This window comes from Rhizobium sp. Leaf371, from assembly GCF_001424045.1.
In the GTDB taxonomy this organism is placed as follows: Bacteria; Pseudomonadota; Alphaproteobacteria; order Rhizobiales; family Rhizobiaceae; genus Ferranicluibacter.
Genome location: NZ_LMQB01000023.1, coordinates 70,946 through 96,568 on the forward strand (window position 1 = coordinate 70,946; position 25,623 = coordinate 96,568).

Consider the following 25,623-nt stretch of genomic DNA (forward strand, 5'->3'; position numbering starts at 1 on the left):
TTCCGGGAGACGCGCTGGAGGTCCGATGTCGCGGCGACTTACCGCCGATACGTCTTCCCCTCCCCGTCGAACAGATGCAGCTTTGCGCGGTCGGCGGTGAAGCGGACGCGGTCGCCGCGTTTGATCGGCTGGATGCCGGCGAGTTTGGCGATGATGGGTTCGTCGGGAACGAGGCCTTCGATGTAGAGGAGGGTGACTTCGCCGAGCGCCTCGACGATGGAGACGGTGCCTTCGAAGAGGAAGCTGTCGCCGGTGGTGATCTGGAGATCTTCCGGGCGGACGCCAAAACTTGCCTGTCGCCCCATTTCTGTCTCGGGCGTCGGGATGTCGAGGATGTCGCGCTTGCCGCCGACGAGTTCGACCGTCGTCTGGACGCCGGTGGCGACGATCTTGGCGGGGATGATGTTCATGGCGGGCGAGCCGATGAACTGGGCGACGAAGAGGTTGGCGGGGCGCTCGTAGAGTTCGAGCGGCGGACCGACCTGCTCGATATGGCCGCCGGAGAGAACGACGATCCGGTCAGCGAGCGTCATCGCCTCCACCTGGTCGTGGGTGACGTAGATCATGGTCGTGTCGGCCATCTGCTCGTTCAGGCGGGCGATCTCGATGCGGGTGGCGACGCGCAGGGCCGCATCGAGGTTCGACAAAGGTTCGTCGAACAGGAAGACCTTGGGGTCGCGGCAGATGGCGCGGCCGATGGCGACGCGCTGGCGCTGGCCACCCGAAAGGGCCTTCGGCAGGCGGTCGAGATATTGGGTGAGCTGCAGGATGTCGGCCGCGGCGCGCACGCGGCGATCGATCTCCTCCTTGCTTTCCTTGGCGATGCGCATGCCGAAGGCCATGTTGTCGTAGACCGTCATATGCGGGTAGAGCGCATAGGACTGAAACACCATGGCGATGCCGCGTTTCGACGGCGGGGTGTCGTTGACCTTCTCCCCCTCGATGAACATCTCGCCGCCGGTGATCTCCTCGAGCCCGGCGATCATGCGCAGCAGCGTCGATTTTCCGCAGCCGGACGGGCCGACGAAGACGATGAACTCGCCCTTCTCGATCGTGAGATCGATGCCGTGGATGACATCGACGGCACCATAGGATTTGCGGATCTTGCGTAGTTCCAGTCCGGACATGGGTCCCTCCCCGTTCACTCGAATGATGATCGTCAGACGATCCGCGCGAAAAATCCGCTCCAGGCGGGCAGTGTAATGCTGTTGTCGCCCAGTTCCGAGGCAAAGCCGTGACCGGCGAGAACCTCGAGGCGCTCGGCCGGCCGTTCGACCGAAGCCGTTTCGCCGCTCATGTTGAAGAGGCAGAGCAGCGTTTCGTTGCCATGGCTGCGTTCGAAGCCAAGGACCGGCGCGGCATAGGCCTTGAAGGCGATCTCGCCCTTCGACAGCGCCGTGTATTGACGGCGGAAGGCGAGGAAGCGGCGATAGTGATGAAGGACGGAGCGCATGTCCTGCTCCTGCACCGAGACGGCGCGGGGCAGATGCTCGGGTGGCACCGGCAGCCAGGGGCGGCCGTCGCCGAAGCCGCCATTCAGCGCCTCGGCCTCCCAGACCATCGGCGTGCGGCAGCCGTCGCGGCCCTTGAAGTCGGGCCAGAACTGGATGCCATAGGGGTCCTGCAGGTCCTCGAAGGCGAGGTCCGCCTCGGTCAGCGCCAGTTCCTCGCCCTGGTAGATGCAGAGCGAGCCGCGCAGCGACATCAGCATGCTGGCCAGAAATTTCGCGTGCGCATCGTGATCCGCGACGCCCTGCCCCCAGCGGGAGATATGGCGCACGACGTCATGGTTGGAGAACGCCCAGCAGGCCCAGCCTTCGGGTGCCGCCCGCTCGAAGGCATGCTGCACTTCGGCGACGCGGGCCGGGGTCAGGGGATCGGGCGCCAGGAATTCGAAGGCGTAGCACATATGCATCTTGTCACCGCCCGACGTGTACTCGCCGGCGATTTCGAGACCGATCTGGCTGTCGCCGACTTCGCCCACCGCGGCGATCGCCGGGTACTCGTCCATGACGGCGCGAAACCGCTGAAGGAAGGCAATGTTTTCCGGTCGGTTCTTGTCGTAGATATGTTCCTGATAATTGTAGGGGTTGACCGCCGGGGCCGTGTTGGCGTTGCGCCGCTCCGGCGCCAGCGCCGGATTGTCGCGCAGTTGCGGGTCGTGGAAGTAGAAGTTGATCGTGTCCAGCCGGAAGCCATCGACACCGCGCTCCAGCCAGAAGCGCTCGACGGCGATCAGCGCGTCCTGAACCTCGGGATTGTGCAGGTTCAGGTCCGGCTGCGAGGTCAGGAAGTTGTGCATGTAATATTGCAGGCGCGTCGGATCCCAGGCCCAGGCGGAGCCGCCGAAGATCGACATCCAGTTGTTGGGCGGCGTGCCGTCGGGCTTGGAGTCCGACCAGACATACCAGTCCGCCTTCGGGTTGAAGCGGCTGGAGCGGCTTTCGGCAAACCAGGGATGCTGATCGGAGGTGTGGGACAGCACCAGGTCGATCATGACCCGGATCCCCAGGCGATGCGCCTCGGCGATCAGGTCGTCGAAATCCGACAGCAGGCCGAAGATCGGATCGACGCCGTTGTAGTTGGAGACGTCGTAGCCGAAATCCTTCATCGGCGAGGTGAAGAAGGGCGAGATCCAGATGGCATCGACATTCAGCGAAGCGATATAGGGAAGCCGGCGCGTGATGCCCTTGAGGTCGCCGATGCCGTCGTCGTTGCTGTCCTGATAGGAGCGCGGATAGATCTGGTAGATCACCGCGCCACGCCACCAGTCGCGATCGGCGGCCGGCAATGTGGACGTCTGTTCGGTCTGGCTCTTGGAAAGGGGCAGGCTCATGGGAAGGGGCAAGTCCTTGGACCGGGAGTTCGGGGACGGGTCGTTCGGGGACGGATGGGTTCGGGAAGACGCGTGGGTTTGGGAGGACGGGGTTCGGCCGTCCGTCCGGCCATCAGCCGCCTTTGACGGATCCGGCCAGCAGACCGCGCACGAGATAGCGCTGCAGGCTGAAGAACACGATCAGCGGAATGATGATGGTGATGAAGGCCGAGGCCGTCAGGATCTCCCAATTGCCGCCGCGCGAGCCGAGCAGGTTGACGAGGCGGCCGGTGAGCACGAGCTCGTTATTGCCGGTGCCGAGGAAGACCATGGCGACGAGAAGGTCGTTCCAGGTCCAGAGGAACTGGAAGATGGCGAAGGAGGCGAGCGCCGGGAAGGACAGCGGCAGGATGATCTTGACGAAGATATCGAAATCGCTCGCGCCGTCGACCCGGGCGGATTCCATGATCTCGCGCGGCAGGCCGGCCATGTAGTTGCGCAGCAGATAGATGGCGAGCGGCAGGCCGAAGCCCATATGTGCCAGCCAGATGCCGACATAGGTCTTGGCGGGCACGCCGAGGAACGCACCGACGCCGTTATAGAGCTTCAGGAGCGGGATGAGCGACATCTGCAGCGGCACGACCAGCAGGCCGACGACGATGGCGATGAGCACGGTGCGTCCGGGAAACGGCATCCAGGCGAGCGCATAGGCCGCAAAGGCCGCAACCAAGATCGGGATGATGGTCGAGGGAATGGAGACGGTGAGCGAGTTGATGAAAGACGCGCCGATGCCTTCCGCATTCAGGACTTCCCGGTAATTGTCGAAGGTGAAGCGCGAGGGAACGGCGGCCTGCACGAAGATACGCTGGCCGCGCGAGCCTTCCATGGCGACGTCGGAAACGATCTCGAACGTGCCGTCTTCCTGCACCGTCAGGCGCTCGCCATCGTTCAGCGTCGCGGTCTGACCGGGCGCGAAGGCCGCGGGCTCCTGGGTGCGGAAGCCGAAGGCGGAGACCTTGGCGCCGGCATTTTCGAGCACGTTGCCTGAAATGACGAACTTGCCGTCGCGCTGCTGCTGCGTTTCGGGGCCGGGCGCGCGCACCGTCAGGTTCTGGCTGGAGGTGGACAGCGCCGTCCACCAGCCGGACACGGCCAGCTGATCCTTGTCGCGCAGCGACGAGATGAGGAGGCCGGCCGTCGGGATCGTCCAGAGGACGACCAGCAGCAGGACGGAGAGATGGACGAGAAGAACGAGCGGGGAGCGTTTCGATGCGATCATCTCAGTGTCCCTTCATCTCTTTGGCGGCATTGCGGATGTTCCAGATCATGATCGGCACGACGAGGAGCATGATGACGACGGCAATCGCCGCGCCACGGCCGAAGTCGCCGCCGCCCCGGAACATCCAGTCGAACATGAGATTGGCCAGAACCTGCGTCTGCCACTGCCCGTTGGTCATGGCGAGGACGATATCGAACACCTTGAGAACGAGAATGGTGATGGTGGTCCAGACGACGGCAATGGTGCCCCAGATCTGCGGGATCATGATCTTGAAGAAGATCTGGAAGCCGTTGGCGCCGTCGATCACCGCCGCCTCCACGGTTTCCTCAGGGATCCCGCGCAGCGCCGCCGACAGGATGACCATCGCAAAGCCGGTCTGGATCCAGACGAGGATCGCCATCAGAAAGAAGTTGTTCCAGAGCGGAATGGTCACCCAGGCCTGCGGCTCGAAGCCGAATGCCGTGACGATCGCGTTGAGAAGGCCGATCTGCTCGGTGCCCGCGGCACGATAGTCGTAGATGAACTTCCAGATGACGGATGCACCGACGAAGGAGATCGCCATCGGCATGAAGATCAGAGTCTTGGCGATATTGCCCCACCAGATGCGATCGGTCAGTGCGGCGATGATCAGGCCGAAGAAGGTGGCGAGCGCCGGGACGACCAGCAGCCAGAGGAAATTGTTGAAGATCGACTGGCGGAATTCGCCGTCATTGATCATCCAGGCATAATTGGCGCCGCCGACGAAATTCTGCCCGGCACGGTCATGGAACGAGAGCCAGACGGATTCGATGACCGGATAGATCAGGTAGATCGTCATGGCGAAGAGTGCGGGAAACAGGAAGAGCCAGGGGCGGATGGCGTTGCTGATCCGCAGGTTGCGCGATGCCTTGGCGCCGGATCGACCCTTCGACGGGAAGATGAGGTCGAGGAGGAAGTTCGTTCCGTAGAAGTAAGCGGCGCAGGCGAGAACGCCGGCCACCATCGTTACGACGGCCATCAACAATTGCTGCATGTTCCCCCCTTTTACAGCGCCCTCAGGTTCGCTGTAACGCTCTATACCGGCTGCATAATTTCATCCTGAAATCGATTCCGATTCAAGGATTTATGCAGGAGCCGCGTCGCGGCCGACAGGCTTCCACCCACAAGATCCAACCCGTGCGCGCCGCCTGCCATGATGACGGGCGGCGCGCGACGTTGCGAAACGGTGTTTACTTGATGCTGTCCCAGGACTTCTGGATGTCGGCCGCCACGTCGGCTGCCGGCTTGCCGCCGACATAGTCGATCATACCGGTCCAGAAGGCGCCGGCGCCGATCTTGCCGGGCATCAGGTCGGAGCCGTCGAAGCGGAAGGTGGTCGCGTTGAGGAGAATGTCACCCTGCTTCTTCATCGGCGCATTGGCATAGGTGTCGAGGTTCACACCCTTGTAGGGGGTGAGGAAGCTCGACTGGGCCATCCAGACCTCGTGTGCGATCGGCGTCTTCAGGAAGTCGAGGAAGGCGCGCGATGCCGGCGTGTCCTTGGTGATCATGGCGAGCGTGCCGGCACCGAGAACCGGGTTGCCGAGATCCGGCTTGCTGGCATAAGGCGGCATGTAGAAGAAGTCCGCGTCTTCGCCGACCTTCGTGCCCTCCGGGAAGAAAGACGGGATGAAGGAGGCCTGGTGGTGCAGGTAGCACTTCGGCGGAGAGGCGAAGAGACCCTTCGGGCTGTCGCGGAAGTCGGTGGACGAGACGGCCTGCGTGCCGCCATCGACATATTTCGGGTTCTTGGCAAAGAAGCCGAATTCGTCGATCGCACCGACGACGGCGGGATCGGTGAACGGAATGGCGTTGGTGACCCACTTGTCATAGGTGTCGGCCGGCTGCGTGCGCAGCATCATGTCCTCGACCCAGTCGGTCGCCGGCCAGCCGGTCGCGCCGCCCGAACCGAGGCCGATGCACCAGGGCGTGCCTCCATCGGCGACGATCTTGTCGGTGAGCGCCTTCAGCTCTTCCATGGTCTTGGGCACTTCATAGCCCGCATCCTCGAAGTTTTCGGGCACGTACCAGACGAGCGACTTGACGTCGATCTTGTAGGGGAAGGCATAGAGCGCCTTCTGGCCATCCTTGCCGGCATAGGTGGAGAGATCCACCCAGGACTGGCCGGCAGCGTAATTGTCGAGCAGCCACTTGTCGGTGCCTTCGCTCAAGGGCGACAGATAGCCCTTCGAGGCGAGATCGGCGATCAGGCCCGGCTGGGGCAGGATCGCCACGTCCGGCGGCGAGCCTGCCTGCGTGTCGATGACGATCTGCTGTTCGTAGTTCTCAGACGACGAGTATTTCACGTCGGCGCCGGTGACGTCGCGGAAATAGTCGAGCACGCTTTCGAACAGTACCTGGTCTTCGCCGCGCCAGGGGCCGAAGATGGTCAGCGACTGACCCTTGAGGTCGTGCCCGGACTTGAAGTCCTCATAGCTCTTCCAGTTGAACTTGGCGTCTTCGCCCGGCTTGAACTTCAGTTCCGCGGCCGAGGCCGTTCCTGCAATCAGAGCAAGCGCGGCTGCGCCCAGGATCAATTTGGTCTTCACGTGATTCCTCCCGAAAATCCGCTGCACTCTGCCGGCATCCTCCATCGACACCCGCTTTCAAAGCGCTTTGAGAAGCGTAGGAAATCATTGGTCGAGGCTGCAAGTCAAGAGAATTTGCGTCACCGTCCATCGCAAGTTGTTAACTCGCAGTGCAGCACAGGTTTGCAATGCCGCATGGGGAAACTCTTTTGCACGGACAAGTCTTTGGTGATACTGAGCAATCACACCGCTTTGAGGAGGAGATCAAAGCGCTTTGGCAGGAGTTTGGAGGATGGTCGTCAATCTCAAGCAGCTTGCCGAAATGCTGGGGCTTTCGCAGACGACGGTCAGCCGGGCGCTGAACGGCTATCCCGAAGTGAACGCGGAAACACGCGAGCGCGTGCTGCAGGCGGTCCGCGACACCGGCTACCGGCCGAACCGGGCGGCCCAGAGGCTTGCGACGGGCCGCGCCGCCTCGATCGGGCTGGTCATGACGGTTGCTCCCGATATCGACGCGGACGTGCATTTCAGCGCCTTCCTGACGGGTCTGGGCGAGGCCTCGGTTCGCCATGATTTTCATTTCGTCATCAACCCGAGCGCGCCGGAGGAGGAAGAGACGACCTTTCGCCGACTGGCCGCCAGCGGCAATGTCGATGCGCTGTTCATCGCCTCCGTCCGCCGGGACGATCCGCGGATCGACATGCTGCGGTCGCTGCCGATCCCCTATCTCGTGCACGGCCGGGCCATCGGCCAGACCGAGGACTACCCCTTTCTCGACATCGACAACGAGGGCGCCTTCTATGAGGCGACGCAATTGCTGATCTCGCTCGGGCATCGCCGCATCGCGCTCATCAACGGGCAGGAGCACCTGACCTTCGCCATGCGCCGGAAGGCCGGCATGCTGGCTGCGCTGAAAGAGGCCGGGCTGGAGACGCGCGACGTGCTGATCGCCCATGACTTCATGACGGACGAATACGGGTTTCGGGCGACGACCGGCTTCCTGGCCGATGCTCGGCCGCCGACCGCCATTCTCTGCTCGAGCACGGTCATGGCGCTTGGCGTCGTCCGGGCGCTGAACCGCGCCGGGCTGAAGGTCGGCGACGACGTCTCATTGATTGCGCATGACGACGTGCTGCCGCTGCTCAAACCCGAGCATTTCAACGTGCCGCTGACGACGACGCAATCGTCGCTTCGGGCGGCGGGCGCACGGGTCGCCGAGCGCTTGATCACCCATGTGCTCAATCCGGAGGACGCGCTGGAACGCGAGATCTGGCAGGCGGAGCTGATCCTGCGCGACTCGACCAAGCCGGCACCGCGGCGCTGAGATCGTCTCGTTTTGTGCCTCGGGCGAGTTCCTGTCGATATTGCTAGAACGTCATTGTTAGAACGACGGGGCTTCCACGCCGGCCGTGCGGTGGGCGGCGATGACGGTGTTGGCCATCAGCATGGCGATGGTCATCGGCCCGACGCCGCCGGGAACCGGGGTGATGGTCGCGGCGACATCCTTGCATTCGGCAAAGGCCACGTCGCCGACGAGGCGGGTCTTGCCCTCCCCGCGTTCCGGTGCCGCGATGCGGTTGATGCCGACGTCGATGACGGTCGCGCCCGGCTTGACCCACGCGGCTTTCACCATTTCCGGCCGACCGACGGCGGCGACCAGAATATCCGCGTTGCGGCAGACGGCGGGCAGGTCGCGGGTGCGCGAATGCGCGACCGTGACGGTGGCGTTGGCGGCCAGCAGCAGCGCCGCCATCGGCTTGCCGAACAGGTTCGAGCGCCCGATGACGACCGCATTCAGGCCCGAGAGATCGGCGCCGTGCGTCTGACGAACGAAAACCATGGCGCCGGCCGGCGTGCAGGAAACGAGACCGCCGTTCAGGTCGCCCGTCGCGAGCTTGCCGGCATTGACGACGTTGAGGCCATCCACGTCCTTCTCCGGCTTGATCGACTGGATGATGGCATCGGCATCGAAATGTTCGGGCAGCGGCAGTTGCACGAGAATGCCGTGGATCGACGGATCGGCATTGAGGCGATCGACGATGGCGGCGAGGTCTTCCTGGGTCGTTTCCTCCGGCAGCGTGTGCTGCACCGAGAGAAATCCGCATTCCTTGGCCATGCGGCTCTTGGACGAGACATAGGTGTGGCTGGCCGGGTCGTTGCCGACGATGACGACGGCCAGACCCGTCTTGACGCCCTGGCGCTCTTCCAGCGCGCGCGCCGATGTCTTGACCCGCTCGAGAACGGACGCGGCTACAGTCTTTCCATCAATAACGGTGCTCATCGGGCCCTCGCGCATCTGGTTCAAGCTGAGGGACATACAGGGCGGGGACGCCGGCAGATCGCCTCAATGCGTCCTAAGCTGTTCTTCGCGGGGATTTCAAGGCCGACATGCCGGCTGCGCCGGAAGATCGCTCCCCGGTGCACCGTTTTCGGTGCAACGCGCAGGGCCGGGACGCGCCCTAATGCGATGTCAGCCGATGCACCGGCTGGGACCGCGCCGTCTGCGGGCCGGCAAACTTGCGCCAGAGAACATAGCGCAGGAAGAGCGGAATGCCGATGACGTAACGCTTCCACAGGCGGTGCGGCTCGATCGTCATGCGGTAGAGCCATTCAAGGCGCATGCGGCGGATCGATTCGGGCGCGCGCGGCACCTCGCCAGCGACGAAATCGAACAGGGCGCCGACGCCCAGCACCAGCCGGGCGTGCCCCGGGCCGACATAGCGGTCGATCCATTTTTCCTGGCGCGGCGTGCCCATGGCGATCAGCAGGATGTCCGGCTTCGCCTCGCGCACCCTCGCCATCACGGCGTCCGATTCCGATACATCGAAATAGCCATCCGAGACCGGAAGGAAGGTGTGCCAGGGCGTGTGCCTGGCAAAATTCTCGGCCGCCCGCTGCAGGACGTCGGATCGCGCGCCGATCATGGCCACCCGTCGCGGCGTGCGCATGTAGGTGAGCATCGCCGGCACGAAATCGGTGCCGTTCAGATTGGCGGGGAACGGCTTGCCGTGAAAGATCTTGGAGGCGATGTCGATGCCATGGCCGTCCGGCAGGACGACGTGCCGGTCGAGGATCGAACGATAATCCGGATCCGTCATCATGTAGTTCGCATTGTTGGCATTCAGGAAGGAAATGATCGTCTGCCCGATCGGCAGCGAAGCGACTTCGTCCACGAAGGTGAAGGCTTCCTCCCATCCGAAATCGCAGACCGCAAGGTCGAGGATATCGCGATGGGACGGCTGCAGCGAGACAGGCGGAAAATACTTCATGCAGGCAATCCTCCATCAAGGAGCATCACGCACGCACACAGCATCGTCCCTCATTCGTCTTTCACGGCCTTCGTGACATCGCTTTGCGCGATATCGACGTGGCCAGCGAATACGAACATTCCCCGGTGCAAGTGCGGTCACGATCCTCAGATCAATGACGGCACACTAGCAAAGCGGTCTGAAATCGCGTTTAAACCATTCAATCAAAAGCGTTTTCGCGCGTTAAGACTTTGCTTACGAACATTAAGCGAAAGAAACGGGATTCAGTGACCTGCGGCGATCTTCTCCTTGGCGCCGGGAATGACGTCGTGCGCGGTGTTGCCGTTGCGATCGACGAGGGCGACGGGCTCGGGCTGCTTACGGGTGTCGGGGTTGGCGACACGCGCGACGTCCGCCTTGGAGAGATATTCGAGCTGCTCGACCAGAACCTCGAAGACGACCTCATTCTTCATCTGCTCGTTCAGGCCCGCCTTCACGGCGGACTTGAAGTTCGCAAGATCGAAGGACTTGCTGTCCTCGACATTGATCAGCTGCTTGCCGACGAGAATGTCGAACAGCGCATTGGTGACGGTTTCCTTGAAGGGAACCTGCAACGTCTTCACCTTCGTCTTGTCGACGGCAAACGAGAGCTTCGTCAGGAAGTACCCCTGAACGCCGCCATCGCGCAGGACGGGAACCGTGATCATCTCGCCGGGAAGATATTCCTGCACGGCCAGCCGCGCCTGCTCCTCACTGGATTCCACCGGTGCGGATGTGTAGCGCATCGAGGCATAGACCGATCCGAGCGTGATGCCTGCGACCCAGACGCCGACGAGGAGAAGCTTGATCATTACATCGCGCCGTAACGGAACTGCTCTTCGGAGTAGATGCCATCGGCATCCGCATCCTGCGCAGCGGTCTTCAGAAGCTCGACCACGGAACGGCACGCGTCGAGATGCGCCTCGACCTTTTCGGAATTGGTCGCGAGCTTGTTGCGGATATGCTTTGCCTGCGACACGTAGGACGGCGTCGCGTCGGCCGGCGTCTCCTTGCGGTTGAGCATGGTCAGCTCGTAGAGGCACCGGCTCTTGCGCAGGTTGGAGGCCTTGAGGTCGAAGGTCGGATCGACGCCGATGCGGGCGTTCTCATTGTCGAGAATCATCTCGAGCCGACCCAGAATATTGCGGATCCGCACGTCGCCCGAAGCATGAATTTCCATAGAACGTCTCCCGTCTTGGCATGGCGCTCGCGTGAACATCGCCGCTCACCCTGCCGCCTGCATTCCTGATTGTCCGCGCGTCTCACCGCCTGGGGGCCAGCCCCCTGCCGTCGCGTGCGGAACATGAACCTCTGCCGGCGCCCGAACATCCGATGATGCCGGTCGCCGAATTTTAGCGCCCGCCCCTTCAGGGCCGGGCGTCCATTCAGTCCTTGCTGTCCGTGGCCGACAGAGCGTCGCCTGCCCGGAAGCCTTCCAGCGCCTTGCGCTGATATTCCTGCACCATGCTCTGGGCCATGTTGGCGCTGTTGCCGTCGAGTTGAGCGCTGACGCGATTGGTCATGCTCGTGCCGCCGGCACCATCGGCAACCATGCTGGCGGCAATGCCGACGCCGTTGCCCTTTGCCATGACGTTGCCGATCTGCTCGGCCATCATGCTCTTCCAGATGTCGCCGGCCGTACCCTTGCCATAGACGTCCTCGCTGTTGCTCGGCATCATCGACTTGACGAAGTTCTGCAGCACCATGGCCTCGAACTTGCGGTAGGTTTCCGGCACCTTTTTCGGCTCGGCGCGATTGTTGATATCCCCGAGGCCGGAGCCGCCCTGGTTCTGGTTGAGAATGGCAACCGTGTTGGAAAAGCCGTTGCCCGTTTCCGCAAGGCTCGAGGCGCGGAAGGCGGCCCGGTTGGACTGCAGACGCGCCTGCGCTTCCTTGACCTGCGTCGGATCGGCCGCCCGCAGGACATCCATCACCAGATCGGTCGGAGGAGAAATGGCCATCCGGTTGCTTCCTTCGTCATGCCGTCCGCAATCCCTGACATGGGCGCGAAATCTGCAATGAAAATCCGTATTTGGGTGAACGGAGCGATGAAAGCCGCGTCCAGTCGATACGGCCACTATGAGTGGTCAAGCTTACCGGAAGCTGGCGCGCCCTGCATGACGTGCTGGTCGATAAGATCATAGATCGCATCGTCCGCGGCGGCCCGCTCTTCGAGCGCGCGGGCATCCTTCATGTGCTCGGCCAGCCGGTCGCCCTTGGCCCGCTCCTTCAGCACGCGCGCCTCGTGCACCTGCTGGATGCCTTCGAGCATCTGGTCCTTCTGGGCGAGCCGTCCGAGCTGCGAGGCGTAATGACCCGAAAACATCGCGTGAAGAGGCTTGGCCGAGCCCATGGCATCCGCCACGACGTCGATCGTGGTCGCAAGCTCCCGGCGCTGCCGCGCGGTTTCGGAAAGCTCGTTTTCCGCCATCTGCTCGAGATGACGCTGGACGGCGACGAGGCGCTTCAGCTTGTCGGAACGGTTTCCGGCCATGGCTAGATTCCCTGCATGACGACGGCAAACCCGTCGGCGAAGAGCCGCAGCATGGCAGCGATGCCCAGATAGAGAAGGAACATGCCGCCCATGATGAGGTAGGGCGCCGAGATGAAGTAGAGCGGCATCTGCGGCGCCAGCTTGTTGACCATGCCGAGGGCGACGTTGAACAGCAGGCCGTAGATGATGAACGGGCTCGACAGGCGCAGCATGATCATGAAGGTCATTTCGAGCGCATTGGTCATCGTGATCAGGATGCCCTGCGGATCGAAGCCCACGCCGAGCGGCATGGCCTTGTAGCTGTCGAAGATCGACTCGAAGATCACGTGATGGAAATCCAGCATGAAGAGCACCATCAGCCCGCCGAACGAGATCAGGTTGGTCACCTGGTTTTCCGCGGTGTCTTCGAGAACGTCGCTGGCGGGTGGTGCCGTGAAGCCGATCATCATCGTGAGCACCGAGCCGACGAATTGCAGGCCGAGCGCGTAGTAGCGCGCGATCAGGCCGATCACGCTGCCGATGACGATCTCGGTGGTGATGATGTAGATATAGGTGTGCCCCTTGCCGGCGATCTGCGGGTAGATGTCGTTCCACATGATCGGCAGGATCGCCATCGAGATCGCGACCGCGGTAAAGAGGCGGATCTGAACGGAGACGCGCGCCGAGGAAAAACCCGGCATGACCATGATGCAGGCGCCGATCCGGCAGAATGCCGCAAACAGCGCGAGCACCGTGCCCTCCGGGTCCGTTATCATGAGATGGAGCCGATGATCTTGATCTCGAGCCCCTTTGCAAGCTCGACATGGCTGAGGACCGGCAGCGTGGCAAACAGGCGTTCGATGATCATGCGGACATAAGAGCGGGATTCGGGCGAAGATACCAGCACGAACGGCATGCCGCGGTCGAGATGCTCGCGGATGACCCGCGTCGCCTCCTCGCTGAACTCTTCGAGGTGGCGCGGATCGATGTCGAACTCGACGATATCGCCCTTCGCATCGCGCTTGAGCGCCTGGTGGAACACCATGTCCCATTTGTTGCCGAGGCGCAGGACGCGCAGCGTGCCGTTGTCGGACAGATCGCCGCAGAGCTGCTGCGACATGCGCACGCGGACATGCTCGACGATATGCTCGGTCTTGCGGACATGCGGGGCGAGTTCGGCCACCGCTTCGAGGATCAGGTGCAGGTTGCGGATGGAGACGCGCTCGGCGAGCAGCAGCTTCAAGACGGCCTGCAGGCCCGAATAGGACATGTGCGACGTGCAGATCTCGTCGGCCAGCTTGCGATATTCCGGATCGAGACGCTCGATGAGGATCTTCACGTCCTTGTAGGACAGAAGCTGCGGCAGGTTGTTGCGGATGACTTCCGACAGGTGCGTGAGAACGACGGACACGTTGTCGATCGGGTGGAAGCCTTCGCGCTTCAGGTCTTCGGTAAAGGTTTCGAGGATCGACACGGCGGGCATGCCGAAGGCGGGTTCGCGGATGTCGTCGCCGGGAACCGTCGGGCGCCGGCCGCCGCCGGTGACAACGATGACTTCGCCGACACGGACCGTGTTCGAGGCGATCGTCGTGCCGTGGACGCGGATATGGTAGGCCTTGTCCGGCACGGCGATATCGTCGGAGACCTTGATCTCGGGCACGATGAGGCCGTACTGGCTGGCGAATTTGCGGCGCATCTTGCCGACGCGGAAGGCGAGTTCCTGGTGGGCGCCGAGCAGTCGGGTCGAGACCTGCTTGCCGAGCAGCAGCTCGATTTCCGCGGTCTTCAGGACCGACTTGACGCTGTCCTTCTCGCTGTCCTTCACCTGGGCTGCCGTCTGCAGGTCCTGCTCGCGCTTCAGCTGGCTGGCGGCGGCGGCACGGCGCGGAATGATATAGGCCATGGCGGCCATGCCGACGGCGAGCGTGGCGAAGGGAATGAAGGGCAGACCGGGAATGATGGCCAGCATGCCGAGCAGGCCTGCGGCGACCATCAGGGCGCGGGGATAGTTGCTGAGCTGGCCGACGACCGCCTGGTCGGTCGAGCCGGAGGTGCCGCCGCGCGACACGAGAAGGCCGGCCGCGAGCGAGACGATCAGGGCCGGGATCTGCGAGACGAGGCCGTCGCCGACCGAAAGCTTGACGAACACGTCGGCCGCTTCGCCGATCGACATGCCGTGGCGGAAATAGCCGATGATGATGCCGCCGAACACGTTGATGCCGGTGATGAGCAGGCCCGCGACCGCATCGCCGCGCACGAATTTCGAGGCACCGTCCATGGAGCCGAAGAAGGAGCTTTCCTCCTCCAGCTCGCGCCGGCGATGCTGCGCTTCCTTCTCGTTGATCAGGCCGGCCGACAGATCGGCGTCGATCGACATCTGCTTGCCGGGAATGGCATCGAGGGTGAAGCGGGCGCCGACTTCCGCGATACGCGTGGCGCCCTTGGTGATGACGATGAAGTTCACCGTGATCAGGATGAGGAAGACGATCAGACCGATGACGAAATCGCCCGACATCACGAGGCTGGCAAAGCCCGCGATGACGCTGCCGGCCGCGTCGTGCCCCTGGTGGCCGTGCGACAGGATCACGCGCGTCGTCGCGATGTTCAGCGCGAGGCGGATCATGGTGGAGATCAGCAGAATGACCGGGAAGGACGAGAAATCGAGCGGCCGCTGGATCCAGAGCGATACCATCAGGATGAGGATGGAAAAGGCGATGGAGAAGGCCAGGCCCATGTCGATCAGGAAGGGCGGAATCGGCAGGAAGAGGATCGACAGGATCGCGACGATACCGAGCGCGAAGCCGATATCGCGCCCTTTCGGGGCGATCTTGGGAATGACAATTGCAGGAGGTTGCGCCATCGGAATGTCCGTCTCGTCATGAGAGGCGGGCGACATTCATACCTGTCGCCCCTGTGACGACCGTTCTAGGCGCTCAAGCTTGCGCGGGGATGGCTGGCGATCCGGTTCGGCCGATGCGCGACGAGCCGCGTCAGCGCGTTACCGAGAGATCAGAAGCCGGTCTGGATGCGGGAAAAAACGATGTCCGTGAAGATCGACACCTGCGAGCCGATGAACGGCGCGGCGATGGCGACGGTCACGAGAACCGCCAGAATCTTCGGGACGAAGGTCAGGGTCATTTCCTGCACCTGCGTCAGCGCCTGGATCAGGGCGACGACAAGACCGACGATCATGGCGGCGAGAACGGGCGGACCGGACGCCACGACGACCGTCCACATCGCCGTCTGAACCATGTCGAGAGCGTCGGCCTCATTCATTTGCACTGTCACTTCGCGACGGAGGATCGGGCGGTGTTCCGCCCGACGCGGCTATTGTGCCTAAACGTTTACTTTACCGAAACGCCGGGACCGATGGCAAGCTTGGTGCCGTTTTCCAGAAGCGCAACGATTCCGTCGGAGTATAGCGTGACCTCTTTCACCACGCCAGTCGTCTTGCCGTCCGCGCTCGTCACCGTCTTGCCGATGACGGCATTGGCTTCCGAGAGCGAGGTGCGCTGCAGCAGGCTTTCCAGATTGGTGTTCGTCTGGATGGTCTGCTCGACCTGGGAGAAGGTCGCGAGCTGGGCGATCTGCTGCGTGCTGTCCATCGGCTGCGTCGGATCCTGATTCTTCATCTGGGCGACGAGCAGCTTCAGGAAGCTGTCATAGTTGAGGTTGGCCTTGGAGGACGCGGCGGCCGCGTCCTTCGCCGTCGACGTCGTCGTGGTGGTCGTGCTCGTGGCGGCTGTCGCGCCGATCAGACTGCCTACCGCCATGGTGCGATCTCCTTGCGGATATGTTCGATCATGGCGGGTGCCATTTCCTGTGCGTTGAGGATCTTGTCCTCGATGGGATAGAGACCGCGGATCGCCTTCAGGGCGTCGAAGGCGCGGCCCTGCATGACGAGACCGTCGACGCGCTTCAGCTCGGAAAGGATCTCGTCGTTCTTGAAGCAGTTGAGGAGCATGACGATCGACTTGCGGAACATGATCGTCGACTGCTCGGCCCCTTCCGGATTGATCAGGATCATCTGGGCGATGAAATAGAGCTGACGCAGCGGGGTGGTCGCCTCCTCCGGCTGGAGGACGTGATTTTCGAGCAGGAAGGTGACATCGTTCAGGAACTCGACGGCAACCTTGCGATCGACCCGCAGAACGGCGCCATTCACAAAGATCCGTTCGCCCGACTTCAGCGAGATGCGCAGTGTGCTTTTCATTTCAGTCCATCCCTGATGATGGTTGTGATGTCGATGATGCCCTGGAAGTTCGAGGATTCGCGTTTGCGGATCTTCTCGGTCTCGCTCAAAATCCAGATGGCGATGGAGATGAGGTTGGCGCGCAGCGACTCGTCCAGCTGGTTGTCGGGCGCGCGCAGGTCCTCGATAAAACGGATCCAGAGGCGCCGCGTGTAGTAGACCGCCTCGATCGCTTCCCGGGAATATCCCTTCTGCCGGCCGGCAGATGCGAGAAGCGCTATCGAACGGTCGAGGACCTGTCGCTCACGATCCTTGGAGTCGACAACGCCATCCTCCATGATCTCGGCATACGAAAACTGATACATTCAGACATCCCTCATGTTTGTCTAAGCCTCTTCGCATCAGAGGAAATTGATCAAGCTCAGTTGCTGCATCCGCGACGTGAGTGTGTAGGACGTCTCGATCTGCGTCATCAGCGCCTTCATCCGCGTGGTGGCCTCGTAGGGATCGACCCCCTCGAGATCGCTGACATGGGTGATGAGCAGCTTCGTCTGGGAATCCAGCAGCGTATTGGCCTTGGAGACGCGACCTTCGGAGGTGCCGAGATCGCTGCCCATGCTGATCATGCCGGAAATGGCCTGCTGGGTGTAATTCTGCGCCTTCTGGTTGGCGACCAGGCGCGCCTCGCTGGTGAGGTCCGCCGCGATGAGTTCGGTGGCCAGCACGGAGGCCAGCACCATCTTGCGCACGCCCGCCTCGTTGGCATTCGTGTTCGACGCGACGACTTCGGATCCGGAAATGCGGCTCTGGACATTGCTGTCCGAGGCCTTCGACCAGTCCGTCATCCACTGATCGGGAACGGCCTTTTCGCCGGCACTCGTATCGCCGACATAGAGCGGCACGATCTTGCGATCGATGAAGTCCCGCATCTGTGCGGCCGACAGATCCTTGAGGGTCGCAATCGGGGTATTGGCCGGGTCGCCGTTGTTTTCCAGCTTGAAGCTTTCGAACGCATCGTAGAACGTCTTCTTGGCGGCCTCGTTCTCGGCATAGGGCAGCAGCGGACGGGCGTCGGAATTGACGCCCGAGAGAAGGTACTCACCGTTCGACTGCGAGTTCGCCGCCACGAAGAAGGCGTTGAATGTCGAGATCACCGCCGTCTTGGTGTTTCCGAGGCGGGACGCATCTTCCACGCCCATGGCGCCGACCAGCGTCGTGTTCATCTCTTCGCCTGCCTTGCGCATCGATTCGACGGCCAGCTGCGACGTCGACAGGCGCTGCGTGACGAGAGCGTTGGTATCCTTGATGTTGGCGAGACGCTGCAGCTCGTCCTTGAGGCTGACCAGGCGCGCTGCGCTCGAGCCGAGCGAGGCGCCGGGATCGGCATGAACGCCGGTCGTCGCTTCCTGCTGAAGCTTCACGACTTCCTGCTGGCCGCGCTGGACGCTGAGCCGCATGGCGTTCTGCACCGCCAGGTTGGAAATGAACGACGTCTTCATATTATCTCACCATGTCCAGCAGGGATTTGAGCATTTCGTCCACGGTGGTCATCAGCTTTGCCGACGCCTTGTAGGACTGCTCGAGGTCGAGCATGAGCGACAGCTCCTCGTCGAGACTGACACCGGTCTCGTTGCTGAGCGTCTGCGACGTCTGCGCCAGCATGGCGCTCTTGATTTCGTCGGCAGACGTCGCTGCCTTGCGCAGCTGCTCGATCCAGCCGATCGAGCTCGAGGAATAGCCCATGAGCGTTGCAGTGCTGCCGATTTCGGCTGTCGCGTCGAAAGCCTGCGGCTTCCCCATTTCCTCGATGAGGCCGTTGAGGCGACCGGTAAACGCTGCGACATTTTCCGTGTTGTAGGTGTAGTTCGTCGCGGTTCCCGTATTGTTGAAACCGCCGTCGCGCAGCATCATCGGGTTATCGTCGATTGCCGCGTTGAGCGAGATGCGTCCGGCGAGACCGGGCGAAATCGTTGCCGCTGTGGGCATGTCCGTGCTGGTCCCGTCCAGGAAGAGACCCGGCAATCCCGGTTCCCGGTCTGCAACGGGAAGCGTCTGGTCCGTTTCGCGGAAGGCGACGATGAGGCCGCGCGCGATCTCGTCCAGCTGCTTCTGCATCATCGGCGCGACCTCGTCGCGAAGCTGGAAGAGAGCGGCGAGCGTTCCCTGCGCCGTCGTGTTGCCGCCGGTGCCGGCCTTCAGCACTTCGTTGTCGACCTCGACATGGAAGGGCGGAGAAGAACTGCCATCCTCGCCGACCAGTTCGACCTTGCGCGCCGAGGATTCAAACAGCACGCTTCCGTCGCTCGTGTAGATGACGGTATCCATGCTGGCACGGGTGGTGGTGGAGATCCCGACGATTGCGGCGATCGACTTCAGGAGCGAATCCCGCTTGTCGAGCGCGTCGCCTGCATCCTTGCCATTGGCGACCAGGCTGACGACGGTGTTGTTGGTCTTTTCGAAGGCTGCGAGATATTCGTTGAGCTCGGTGACCTGCTCGCCGATTTCCTTGTCCGTCGTCGCCTTCACATCGTTGAGCACCGTGGTGGCGGAGTTCAACGCGTTCGCCACGTCCCGCGCTTCCGAAACGGCGGATCGGGCAATGGTGATGCTGCTCGGGGATGACGCAAGCGTCTGAAGGCTGCTGCGAAAAGAGGTCATGTAGGTCGCCGGCGCGGTCGGATAATCCGCGCCGCCGAAGGCAGACTGAATCTGCTGCAGGCCGTAGAGCAATCGCGACTGGCCCGAATTGTCCGAGATGCTGGCGATGTTCTGCTTCGACAGCGCCTCGTTCTGGGCGCGCTGCACCTTCAGGAAAGGCTGGCCGTCGTTGTCTACGCCCATCATGGCGAGACGACGCGAGTAGTCGGCATTGCCGACATTCGCGATGTTCTGCGATACGATGGCCGTCTGCTTGCCGGTATTGCTGAAGATCGTCTGAGCCGTGGTGATGGCGGAAGCAAGAGACATGACGGAGCCCGTCCTTTTCTAGATCAGCGCTTGAGGTTGACCAGGACGTCCAGGAGGTCTGCACCCGTCTGGAACACCTTGGAATTGGCTGTGTAGCTGCGCTGGGATTCGATCATCGACGTCAGTTCGTCGGCGATATCGACGTTGGAGCTTTCAAGGGCATTGGTCTGGACGCCGCCGAACTGGCCCGTGCCTGCATAACCGAGGGAAACCTCACCGGATGCGGAACCCGCCAGATAGACGTTGCCCGCCTGCGGCTCGAGATTGTTGACGCTCTGAACCGTCGCGAGCGCGAGGCGATAGCGCGGGTCCAGATCGTTGTTTGCGTAGCGGACGTAGACGATGCCTTCGTCGTCGATCTCGAAGCCGGCGACGGCGCTCGGCGCGTTGCCGTTCTTATTCCCGGGCACCGGCGTGAAGTTGGCGCCGAGCTGCGTCGTGTTGGACAGGTCGATCTCGATCGACTCCAGCGTGGCGCCGCCGACCGGTATCGATGTGGTCGCCACGGTAAGGGGCGTCGAGGTCAGGGTCCCGCGGTCATCGAAGGTCAACGCCGTCGTGCCGATCTGCGTGCCTAAGACGCGATCCGTCACGTCGGCCCGCCAGGTGTTGGTCGCCGTCTTCGTGTAGGCGACATCGAGGATCCGCTTGTTGCCCTGCGTGTCGAAGACTTCGATGGACGTCGCCGATGCCGGAGCATTGTCGAGCGTCCGCATGTCGAGGTTCGCCCCCAGAGCGACCTTGGTCGTGCCCGTGGCCACGAGCCCACCCGCCTGGAGGTTGATGTCGGTCAGACCGCCAAAACCGTTGGCAACGGCGGTCGGCGCCTGACCGTTCTCATAGGCATAGCCCTGCAGCTTGTAGCCGGCCGCGTTGACCAGATTGCCGGCATCGTCCTTGGTGAAGGCGCCGGCGCGGGTCATGAAATTCTTGCCGGTTGCATCGGCGACGACGAAGAAGCCCTCGCCCTTGATGCGCATGTCGGAGCCGGAGGTGGTGGCCGTCGTTGCGCCTTCGTCGTCGATGCTGCGACGTATCTTGGTCTCGACACCGCCCGAATTGTAGCTCCCGCCGGTGGTCGGCAGGATCAACGAGGAGAATTCCGTCGAGGTGCGCTTGTAGCCGGTGGTGCTGGCATTCGCGATGTTCTCCGCGACGGTGCTCAGGCGGTTAGCCTGTGCATTCATGCCGGATCCGCCGGTCCGCATCATTCCGTAGAGACTCATGTCCAATCCTCGTTTCGTTCGTCCTGGTGACACTAGGAAGCAAGCCTTGCGTGAACCTGTTCAGGCTGTCCGTCCGGGCCGTCGAGCGACGGTTTGCGCTTATTTTTTTCAAACAGAAACAAGATCTTGAAACGGAAAGGGAGCCATGGCGTCCTCCGATTGCGAACCCTCGTCGTTCGCTTTCGAAAGATGCCATGGCTCCCTTTGGAAACCGGGCAGAGTTTGGAGGCTCAGCTCCAGTCGATGCAGTAGCCCAGGAAGCGCTTGCTATCGATCGGGTCGAAGCCGAGCTTCTTGCGCAGCTTCTTGCGCAGCTTGCTGATGTGGCTTTCGACGACGTTCTCTTCGACGTCCTCGTCGAAGATGCCGTAGATCGCGTTGAAGATCTGCGACTTCGAGACGCGACGGCCGCGGTTTGCGACCAGATATTCCAGGATGCGGCGCTCGCGGCGCGGCAAGGCGAAGGTGTCGCCTTCGATTTCGGGATCACGACCGTCGGAGAAGACGCGGATCGCACCGATATCGGTGAAGTTGGAGAGGGACTTCAGGCGGCGGCGGATCGCCGCTGCACGGGCGAGGATCTCGCGGGGATGGACCGGCTTGCGCACGACATCATCGACACCGCAGTCGAAGAAGGCGAGCGTGGCTTCCAGCGACGGGGTGTCGCTGATGGCGATGACCGGTGCCGTGGACCGATCGCGGATCGCCCGGGGAAGGGTCATGGCCCGTTCGCCCTGACCGATCAGGAACGCTTCGACAGCGTCGATATCGCTGTCGGCGGCGGTGGAAACCCAGTCGCCGAATTCCTTGGGATCAAACCCGGTGGAGGGTACACCTTCCCGTCCGAAGAGAGAGGTATATCCGTCTTTTACAAGTTCACGTTCATCAACCACTACGATCATTCGTCCGCTCCGAATCAGTATGGTGTTTTCCAATACGTCATTGGTACGAATCGTGGCGTCTTGTCACAATTAGAGGGTTTGGGTGGGTAGAAATGGTACTAGCTGCGGGGTCTCACACCGATTTGATCAAGATATAGTGGCTCATTTCGGCACAACGACTAGAAATCCTGTGGAAAGGTTAACGCGTGTTAATGTCAGCCATTGCACGCGCCGCAATTGCGCCAAAAAATCTGCGCCGAAGCACGCCAAGAAATGACAGGTTTGAAATCGCATAGGTTGTTCTATGAAGCACGCTACTGACAGAACGACGCCGCGTTGGGGGTCCATTTCCCATAGCCTGTCGCGACCAGATTGGCGATCACCCGGCAGACATATCGCTTCTGCGCGGGATCGTTGTTGGGCCCGGCGTGATATCGGGCGACAGCCATGGTCCATGTCTCGTGTCGCGCATGCAGGTTTGCCAGAAAGCGGGCCGCATATTCGACGTTCGAGCGAGGGTCGAGCATCGCCTCGGGCGACGCAAAATTCTCTCCGTGGTAGCGATAATTGATCTGCATGCAACCGAGATCGATGAGCTTTGCGCCCTCCGCCCTCGCCGTCTGGAACCGTTGCAGCACCTCGGCCGCGCTGGAGGCGAACACCGCCTTGCCGTCGATGTTCATGGCATAAGGCTGCAGCGACCCCTTGCGGCCCGTCTCCGTCAGCCCCACCGAATAGAGGATGCCCTCGGGAATTCCGTACTTGGCCGCCGCCGCGATGATCTGGCCTTCGCACAAGCCGGCATCCGAGCCCGCGCCCGAACCCGCCCCGGAGCCGGATGCCGCCTGCGCGGAGACTGGAGCGCTAGAAATAAAGCTCGTCAGAAGGGCCAGGCTGAGGCGCAGCAGAGGCTTCGCGAAGCGCGTCTTGTCTTGTCCGCCCGTCATCCGCATTCCGTTGTCCCGTGCCATTCCGGCCTTCTCCGCCATTGCCGGCCGCAAGGCCGCCCTGGGTGTCGCGTCCGTTCTGTGATGGCTGCTGCTGGTTGCCCTGCGGCTGGGAAGAGCCGTCATTGCCGCTCGCGCTGTCGGATGGCGTGAAGATGACGTTGACCTGATCGACCTGGAAGCCTTGTGCGCGCAGCGCCTTGATCATCGCATCCTGGTCGTCGGTGAGCTGGCGGTAGGCCTCGCCCGTCTGGACGCGAAGATCGATCTGCAGCTCGTCGTCTCGGAGACGCAGCGTCGCCGTGACGAGTCCGAGGTCGATCGGATGCATCTGGATCTTGAGGGTGTTGACCACCTTGCCTGTTGCGCCATCGGCACCCGGAAGGCTCGTATTGGCCTGGAGCGACTGCGTGGGGTCGCCATTGCCGGTAATGGCCGCGGCAACGGCCTGGGCATTGGCGGTCATCGGCAGGGAGCTGCCGAGCGTCGGCGCGATGCCGAGATAGCGGCGGGCATCCAGCACGGTGACGGTATCGGCCTTGGCGCTTGCCTGTTCATTTGCCGGGGTGGACACCGTCCGTTCGGCATCCGGCCGCAGCGACATCGGTACGACCTTGCCATCCGCACGCGCGAACCGGAACACCTGGTCGGCGCCCTCCGTCGATGTCGGCAGGGTTGTGGCATGCGCTGATGCCGCCGGCATCGCCTGGTTCGTCTTCTCGCCCGCGAGCTTCGCGCTTCTCGGGCCGGTCTCCGACGCCAGGGTTGTTTTCTCGACCGGCGTAGTCTGCGCAGGCGGCGTCGTGACCGGACCGAGAATGGCCATGAGGCTGCGAATATCGGCCTCTGCCGCCGGCGTCGCCGCTGCGGCATCCGCCGCCATGGTCATAGCCTCCGGCTTGGTCTCATTCACCGCACGCTGATCGGTGCCCGAGGCCTTCGATTCGTGAGCCGTTTCCCGATCGATGTCGGTGGTCGCGTCGGCGGTCTCGCCGGACGTGTCGACCGCCGTCTGCGCTGGCCCGGTCGGCAGAGGCGTTACGACGGACGTTGCCTCTGCGGTTTTGATCGCCGAGAGTGCGGCGTCCTTCAGCTGGGAGTCCGGCTCCGGCGTGGCGTCTTTCACTGTGACGATCGATGCCGCCTCGTTCGCAGCCAGCAATGCTTTCGCCGTTCGGGAAGCGGCAGCCTGCAGGCGATCGGCCTTCTCGGCAAGACGCTCTGGTGCTGCAGCCGTGTCGGCGCTCGGCGCTTTCGCATCATCGACGGACGTTGCAGCGGCATTCGAAGCCGTCTCGTTTTTGATGGCCTTCAAAGCGAGGGTGGCAGAGAGTGTGGCCGCGGCCGACAGCCGCACCGACGGTGCGGAGGCTGCCTGCGGCCTCTTCCGATCGGCGCCCTCGGCGTTCCCGAAGACATTTGCGGTCGATGCTTCCGTCAGCAGCCCTTTCCGGCTGCCGGCGCTTTCGGCGGACGTCTCCTTCAGGGGCTCATCCCGTGTGTCCGCGATCTGGTTTGCGGATGTGTCTGTCGTTGCAGTCGTCTCGCGTCCGTTCTCGAGATCGGCAAAGGCCTTCTGAAAAGCCGCGCCGCCTTCGGCATCGCCCTGGCGGCTCTTGACGGCGGAAACGCTGGCGCGTGGCGTTCTTGCTGCCGGCAGCGCTTCATCAAGGGAATTCATTCTACATATCCTCCCGAAGCAAGGCGTCGATCTCGCCCAGCTTGTTCTTTCCGCTCGTCAGAAATGTCGCCAGCGCCGGATCGGCATCCGCCGCAACCGATGGCCCGGCTTCGGCTTGCGCCGTCTGGGACGCCGTGGGCACCGCCGGGGCTGCAAAGGGGCTGTCGTTGCTGCCGGATCCCGAAAGGACTTCGGGAGACAATGTTTGTGACGACGGTGTATCAGCCTGAGCTTGTGCTGAACTGTCGATCGACGCCTCGACCTTTGGAACCGGAGCGCGCAGGACCTCCCGCGCGACCGTCTGGGCGGCCTCTTTCAGGCTGCGGTCACGCGCCGAGAGTTCGGCATCGGGGATGGACTCGATGTCCTTGACCGCGTCGAGAATGCCGGTCGTCGGCACGTCCACAAGGTTCGAATAGAAGCTTGCAAGCGCGTTCGGCTCGGTATCCGCCGGCGCGGACAGGGCCGCGGCCCGCTCGGAGGCAAGCTTCGTCAACGGTTTCAGACCCGCGATCGCCGCATTGCGCGCGAGGCGCAGAAAGACTTCGCGCTGGCGCGGCCTGTCCATGAAGGACAGGATCTCCTCAATCCTCTCCCGCGTGCGATCGCCATAGCTCGCAACCGCAAGTTCCACGAAGATATCGGCGAACTGGCCGGCATAGGGCGATGTCATGAAACGGCGCGTGTAGGAAAGCGAATAGCGCAACGCCTCGTCGATCTTGCCGGCGCGCGTGCTGAGCATGAGGGATCGGCGGAGAGCTGCTTCCTCGATATTCGTGCCTGGCGCGACCAGCCGGGCCCAGTCATAGGCCTTCACGGCCTTGCGCGGATCCTGCTGGGACACCGCATTGCCATAGACGAGAAAGAGATAGGGACCGATCGGCGCGTTCTTGTACTCGTCGATGGTCTTCGACAGCGTTTCCACGACCAGACCGCCCTTGCCGTTCAGGTACTGGCCGAGAGAATCTGTGATGCGATTGTCGAAGTTGCCGTCGATGTCGCGCCTTGCGAGATAGGCGAGCGTCTTCGGATTGCCGCCGCTCATCGCGTAGATCAGCGCCGCATCGACGTTGCGGGGATCAGCAAAGACGCTGCGGTCGGCCGCCATCAGGCGCTTGTCGATGGCGCCCAGCATGAACTGCTGCATATCGGCGGCGGAGAGATCGCCATGCACAATGCCGTCCTGCACCAGCTGCAGCGAGCGGATCATCTTGTAGGGCGGGAGATTTTCGTCCTGTTCCCCGGCCGCACGGACGCTCGACAGCGTTGCGAGCCACGCGGCCGATGCGCAGGCACCGAGAAAGAGGAAACGGAGGGCCTTCGTCATGG

Annotated in this window: 25 protein-coding genes; 1 reads left to right on the forward strand and 24 read right to left on the reverse strand. The window is 62.5% G+C overall.

Annotation, left to right across the window (positions count from 1 at the left end):
* Nucleotides 1–38: 38 nt before the first annotated feature.
* The 5 genes from ugpC to ASG39_RS11085 all read right to left on the reverse strand — a co-directional run bounded on the left by ugpC (nt 39) and on the right by ASG39_RS11085 (nt 6,661).
* Nucleotides 39–1,127, reverse strand: coding sequence for a sn-glycerol-3-phosphate ABC transporter ATP-binding protein UgpC (gene ugpC, locus ASG39_RS11065; RefSeq protein ID WP_062595069.1), 1,089 nt, complete (start codon nt 1,125–1,127; stop codon nt 39–41).
* Between the two features lie 32 nt (nt 1,128–1,159).
* On the reverse strand, nt 1,160–2,836 hold the full coding sequence (locus tag ASG39_RS11070) for an alpha-glucosidase (protein WP_062595070.1): 1,677 nt from the start codon (nt 2,834–2,836) through the stop codon (nt 1,160–1,162).
* A gap of 112 nt (nt 2,837–2,948) precedes the next feature.
* A complete protein-coding gene (locus tag ASG39_RS11075; protein ID WP_062595071.1) occupies nt 2,949–4,094 on the reverse strand; it encodes a carbohydrate ABC transporter permease in 1,146 nt (381 codons plus the stop codon).
* A 1-nt stretch (nt 4,095) separates the two neighbouring features.
* A complete protein-coding gene (locus ASG39_RS11080) occupies nt 4,096–5,106 on the reverse strand; it encodes a sugar ABC transporter permease (protein ID WP_062595072.1) in 1,011 nt (336 codons plus the stop codon).
* 196 nt (nt 5,107–5,302) lie between these two features.
* Nucleotides 5,303–6,661: an ABC transporter substrate-binding protein gene (locus ASG39_RS11085; protein WP_062595552.1), complete on the reverse strand. Its 1,359-nt coding sequence runs from the start codon at nt 6,659–6,661 to the stop codon at nt 5,303–5,305.
* Between the two features lie 271 nt (nt 6,662–6,932).
* Here ASG39_RS11085 and ASG39_RS11090 point away from each other — a divergent pair, with 271 nt between their 5' ends.
* A complete protein-coding gene (locus tag ASG39_RS11090) occupies nt 6,933–7,964 on the forward strand; it encodes a substrate-binding domain-containing protein (RefSeq protein ID WP_062595073.1) in 1,032 nt (343 codons plus the stop codon).
* Between the two features lie 57 nt (nt 7,965–8,021).
* On the opposite strand, the gene folD is transcribed toward ASG39_RS11090, so the two are convergent.
* From folD to motC, 19 genes are all read right to left on the reverse strand, one after another.
* Complete coding sequence (gene folD, locus ASG39_RS11095) at nt 8,022–8,921, reverse strand: bifunctional methylenetetrahydrofolate dehydrogenase/methenyltetrahydrofolate cyclohydrolase FolD (RefSeq protein WP_062595553.1); 900 nt, start codon at nt 8,919–8,921, stop codon at nt 8,022–8,024.
* 178 nt (nt 8,922–9,099) lie between these two features.
* Complete coding sequence (locus tag ASG39_RS11100) at nt 9,100–9,909, reverse strand: WecB/TagA/CpsF family glycosyltransferase (RefSeq protein WP_062595074.1); 810 nt, start codon at nt 9,907–9,909, stop codon at nt 9,100–9,102.
* A gap of 263 nt (nt 9,910–10,172) precedes the next feature.
* Nucleotides 10,173–10,739, reverse strand: a complete 567-nt coding sequence (locus ASG39_RS11105) for a hypothetical protein (RefSeq protein ID WP_062595075.1) — start codon at nt 10,737–10,739, stop codon at nt 10,173–10,175.
* A complete protein-coding gene (locus ASG39_RS11110; RefSeq protein WP_062595076.1) occupies nt 10,739–11,107 on the reverse strand; it encodes a hypothetical protein in 369 nt (122 codons plus the stop codon). The genes ASG39_RS11105 and ASG39_RS11110 overlap by 1 nt, the downstream gene beginning before the upstream one ends.
* Before the next feature lie 205 nt (nt 11,108–11,312).
* Nucleotides 11,313–11,888 (reverse strand): rod-binding protein, encoded by a 576-nt coding sequence (locus tag ASG39_RS11115; RefSeq protein WP_062595077.1) that lies wholly within the window; start codon nt 11,886–11,888, stop codon nt 11,313–11,315.
* Nucleotides 11,889–12,004: 116 nt separating this feature from the next.
* Complete coding sequence (locus ASG39_RS11120) at nt 12,005–12,421, reverse strand: hypothetical protein (RefSeq protein WP_062595078.1); 417 nt, start codon at nt 12,419–12,421, stop codon at nt 12,005–12,007.
* A gap of 2 nt (nt 12,422–12,423) precedes the next feature.
* On the reverse strand, nt 12,424–13,176 hold the full coding sequence (gene fliR, locus ASG39_RS11125; RefSeq protein WP_062595079.1) for a flagellar biosynthetic protein FliR: 753 nt from the start codon (nt 13,174–13,176) through the stop codon (nt 12,424–12,426).
* A complete protein-coding gene (gene flhA / locus ASG39_RS11130) occupies nt 13,173–15,260 on the reverse strand; it encodes a flagellar biosynthesis protein FlhA (protein WP_062595554.1) in 2,088 nt (695 codons plus the stop codon). The genes fliR and flhA overlap by 4 nt, the downstream gene beginning before the upstream one ends.
* A gap of 149 nt (nt 15,261–15,409) precedes the next feature.
* On the reverse strand, nt 15,410–15,676 hold the full coding sequence (fliQ, locus tag ASG39_RS11135; RefSeq protein WP_062595080.1) for a flagellar biosynthesis protein FliQ: 267 nt from the start codon (nt 15,674–15,676) through the stop codon (nt 15,410–15,412).
* Between the two features lie 68 nt (nt 15,677–15,744).
* Nucleotides 15,745–16,173 (reverse strand): flagellar hook assembly protein FlgD, encoded by a 429-nt coding sequence (gene flgD / locus ASG39_RS11140; protein ID WP_062595081.1) that lies wholly within the window; start codon nt 16,171–16,173, stop codon nt 15,745–15,747.
* Nucleotides 16,164–16,613 carry a flagellar biosynthesis repressor FlbT gene (gene flbT, locus ASG39_RS11145; protein WP_062595082.1) on the reverse strand — a complete coding sequence of 150 codons (450 nt, stop codon included), beginning with the start codon at nt 16,611–16,613 and terminating at the stop codon, nt 16,164–16,166. The genes flgD and flbT overlap by 10 nt, the downstream gene beginning before the upstream one ends.
* The gene (flaF, locus tag ASG39_RS11150; protein ID WP_062595083.1) at nt 16,610–16,957 is read right to left on the reverse strand and encodes a flagellar biosynthesis regulator FlaF; all 348 of its coding nucleotides are present in this window, start codon (nt 16,955–16,957) and stop codon (nt 16,610–16,612) included. Before flaF ends, flbT begins: the two co-directional genes overlap by 4 nt.
* A 36-nt stretch (nt 16,958–16,993) precedes the next feature.
* The gene (locus ASG39_RS11155; RefSeq protein ID WP_062595084.1) at nt 16,994–18,091 is read right to left on the reverse strand and encodes a flagellar hook-associated family protein; all 1,098 of its coding nucleotides are present in this window, start codon (nt 18,089–18,091) and stop codon (nt 16,994–16,996) included.
* Nucleotide 18,092: 1 nt separating this feature from the next.
* Nucleotides 18,093–19,559 (reverse strand): flagellar hook-associated protein FlgK, encoded by a 1,467-nt coding sequence (flgK, locus tag ASG39_RS11160; protein WP_062595085.1) that lies wholly within the window; start codon nt 19,557–19,559, stop codon nt 18,093–18,095.
* A gap of 23 nt (nt 19,560–19,582) precedes the next feature.
* The gene (locus ASG39_RS11165; protein WP_062595086.1) at nt 19,583–20,785 is read right to left on the reverse strand and encodes a flagellar hook protein FlgE; all 1,203 of its coding nucleotides are present in this window, start codon (nt 20,783–20,785) and stop codon (nt 19,583–19,585) included.
* 230 nt (nt 20,786–21,015) lie between these two features.
* Entirely contained in the window at nt 21,016–21,687 is a 672-nt protein-coding gene (locus tag ASG39_RS11170; RefSeq protein WP_062595087.1) for a response regulator transcription factor, read from the reverse strand.
* Nucleotides 21,688–21,980: 293 nt separating this feature from the next.
* Nucleotides 21,981–22,613 (reverse strand): transglycosylase SLT domain-containing protein, encoded by a 633-nt coding sequence (locus ASG39_RS11175; protein ID WP_082477176.1) that lies wholly within the window; start codon nt 22,611–22,613, stop codon nt 21,981–21,983.
* Nucleotides 22,531–24,294: a flagellar hook-length control protein FliK gene (locus ASG39_RS11180; protein WP_062595088.1), complete on the reverse strand. Its 1,764-nt coding sequence runs from the start codon at nt 24,292–24,294 to the stop codon at nt 22,531–22,533. The genes ASG39_RS11175 and ASG39_RS11180 overlap by 83 nt, the downstream gene beginning before the upstream one ends.
* A gap of 1 nt (nt 24,295) precedes the next feature.
* Nucleotides 24,296–25,621, reverse strand: coding sequence for a chemotaxis protein MotC (motC, locus tag ASG39_RS11185; protein WP_062595089.1), 1,326 nt, complete (start codon nt 25,619–25,621; stop codon nt 24,296–24,298).
* Nucleotides 25,622–25,623: the final 2 nt, after the last annotated feature.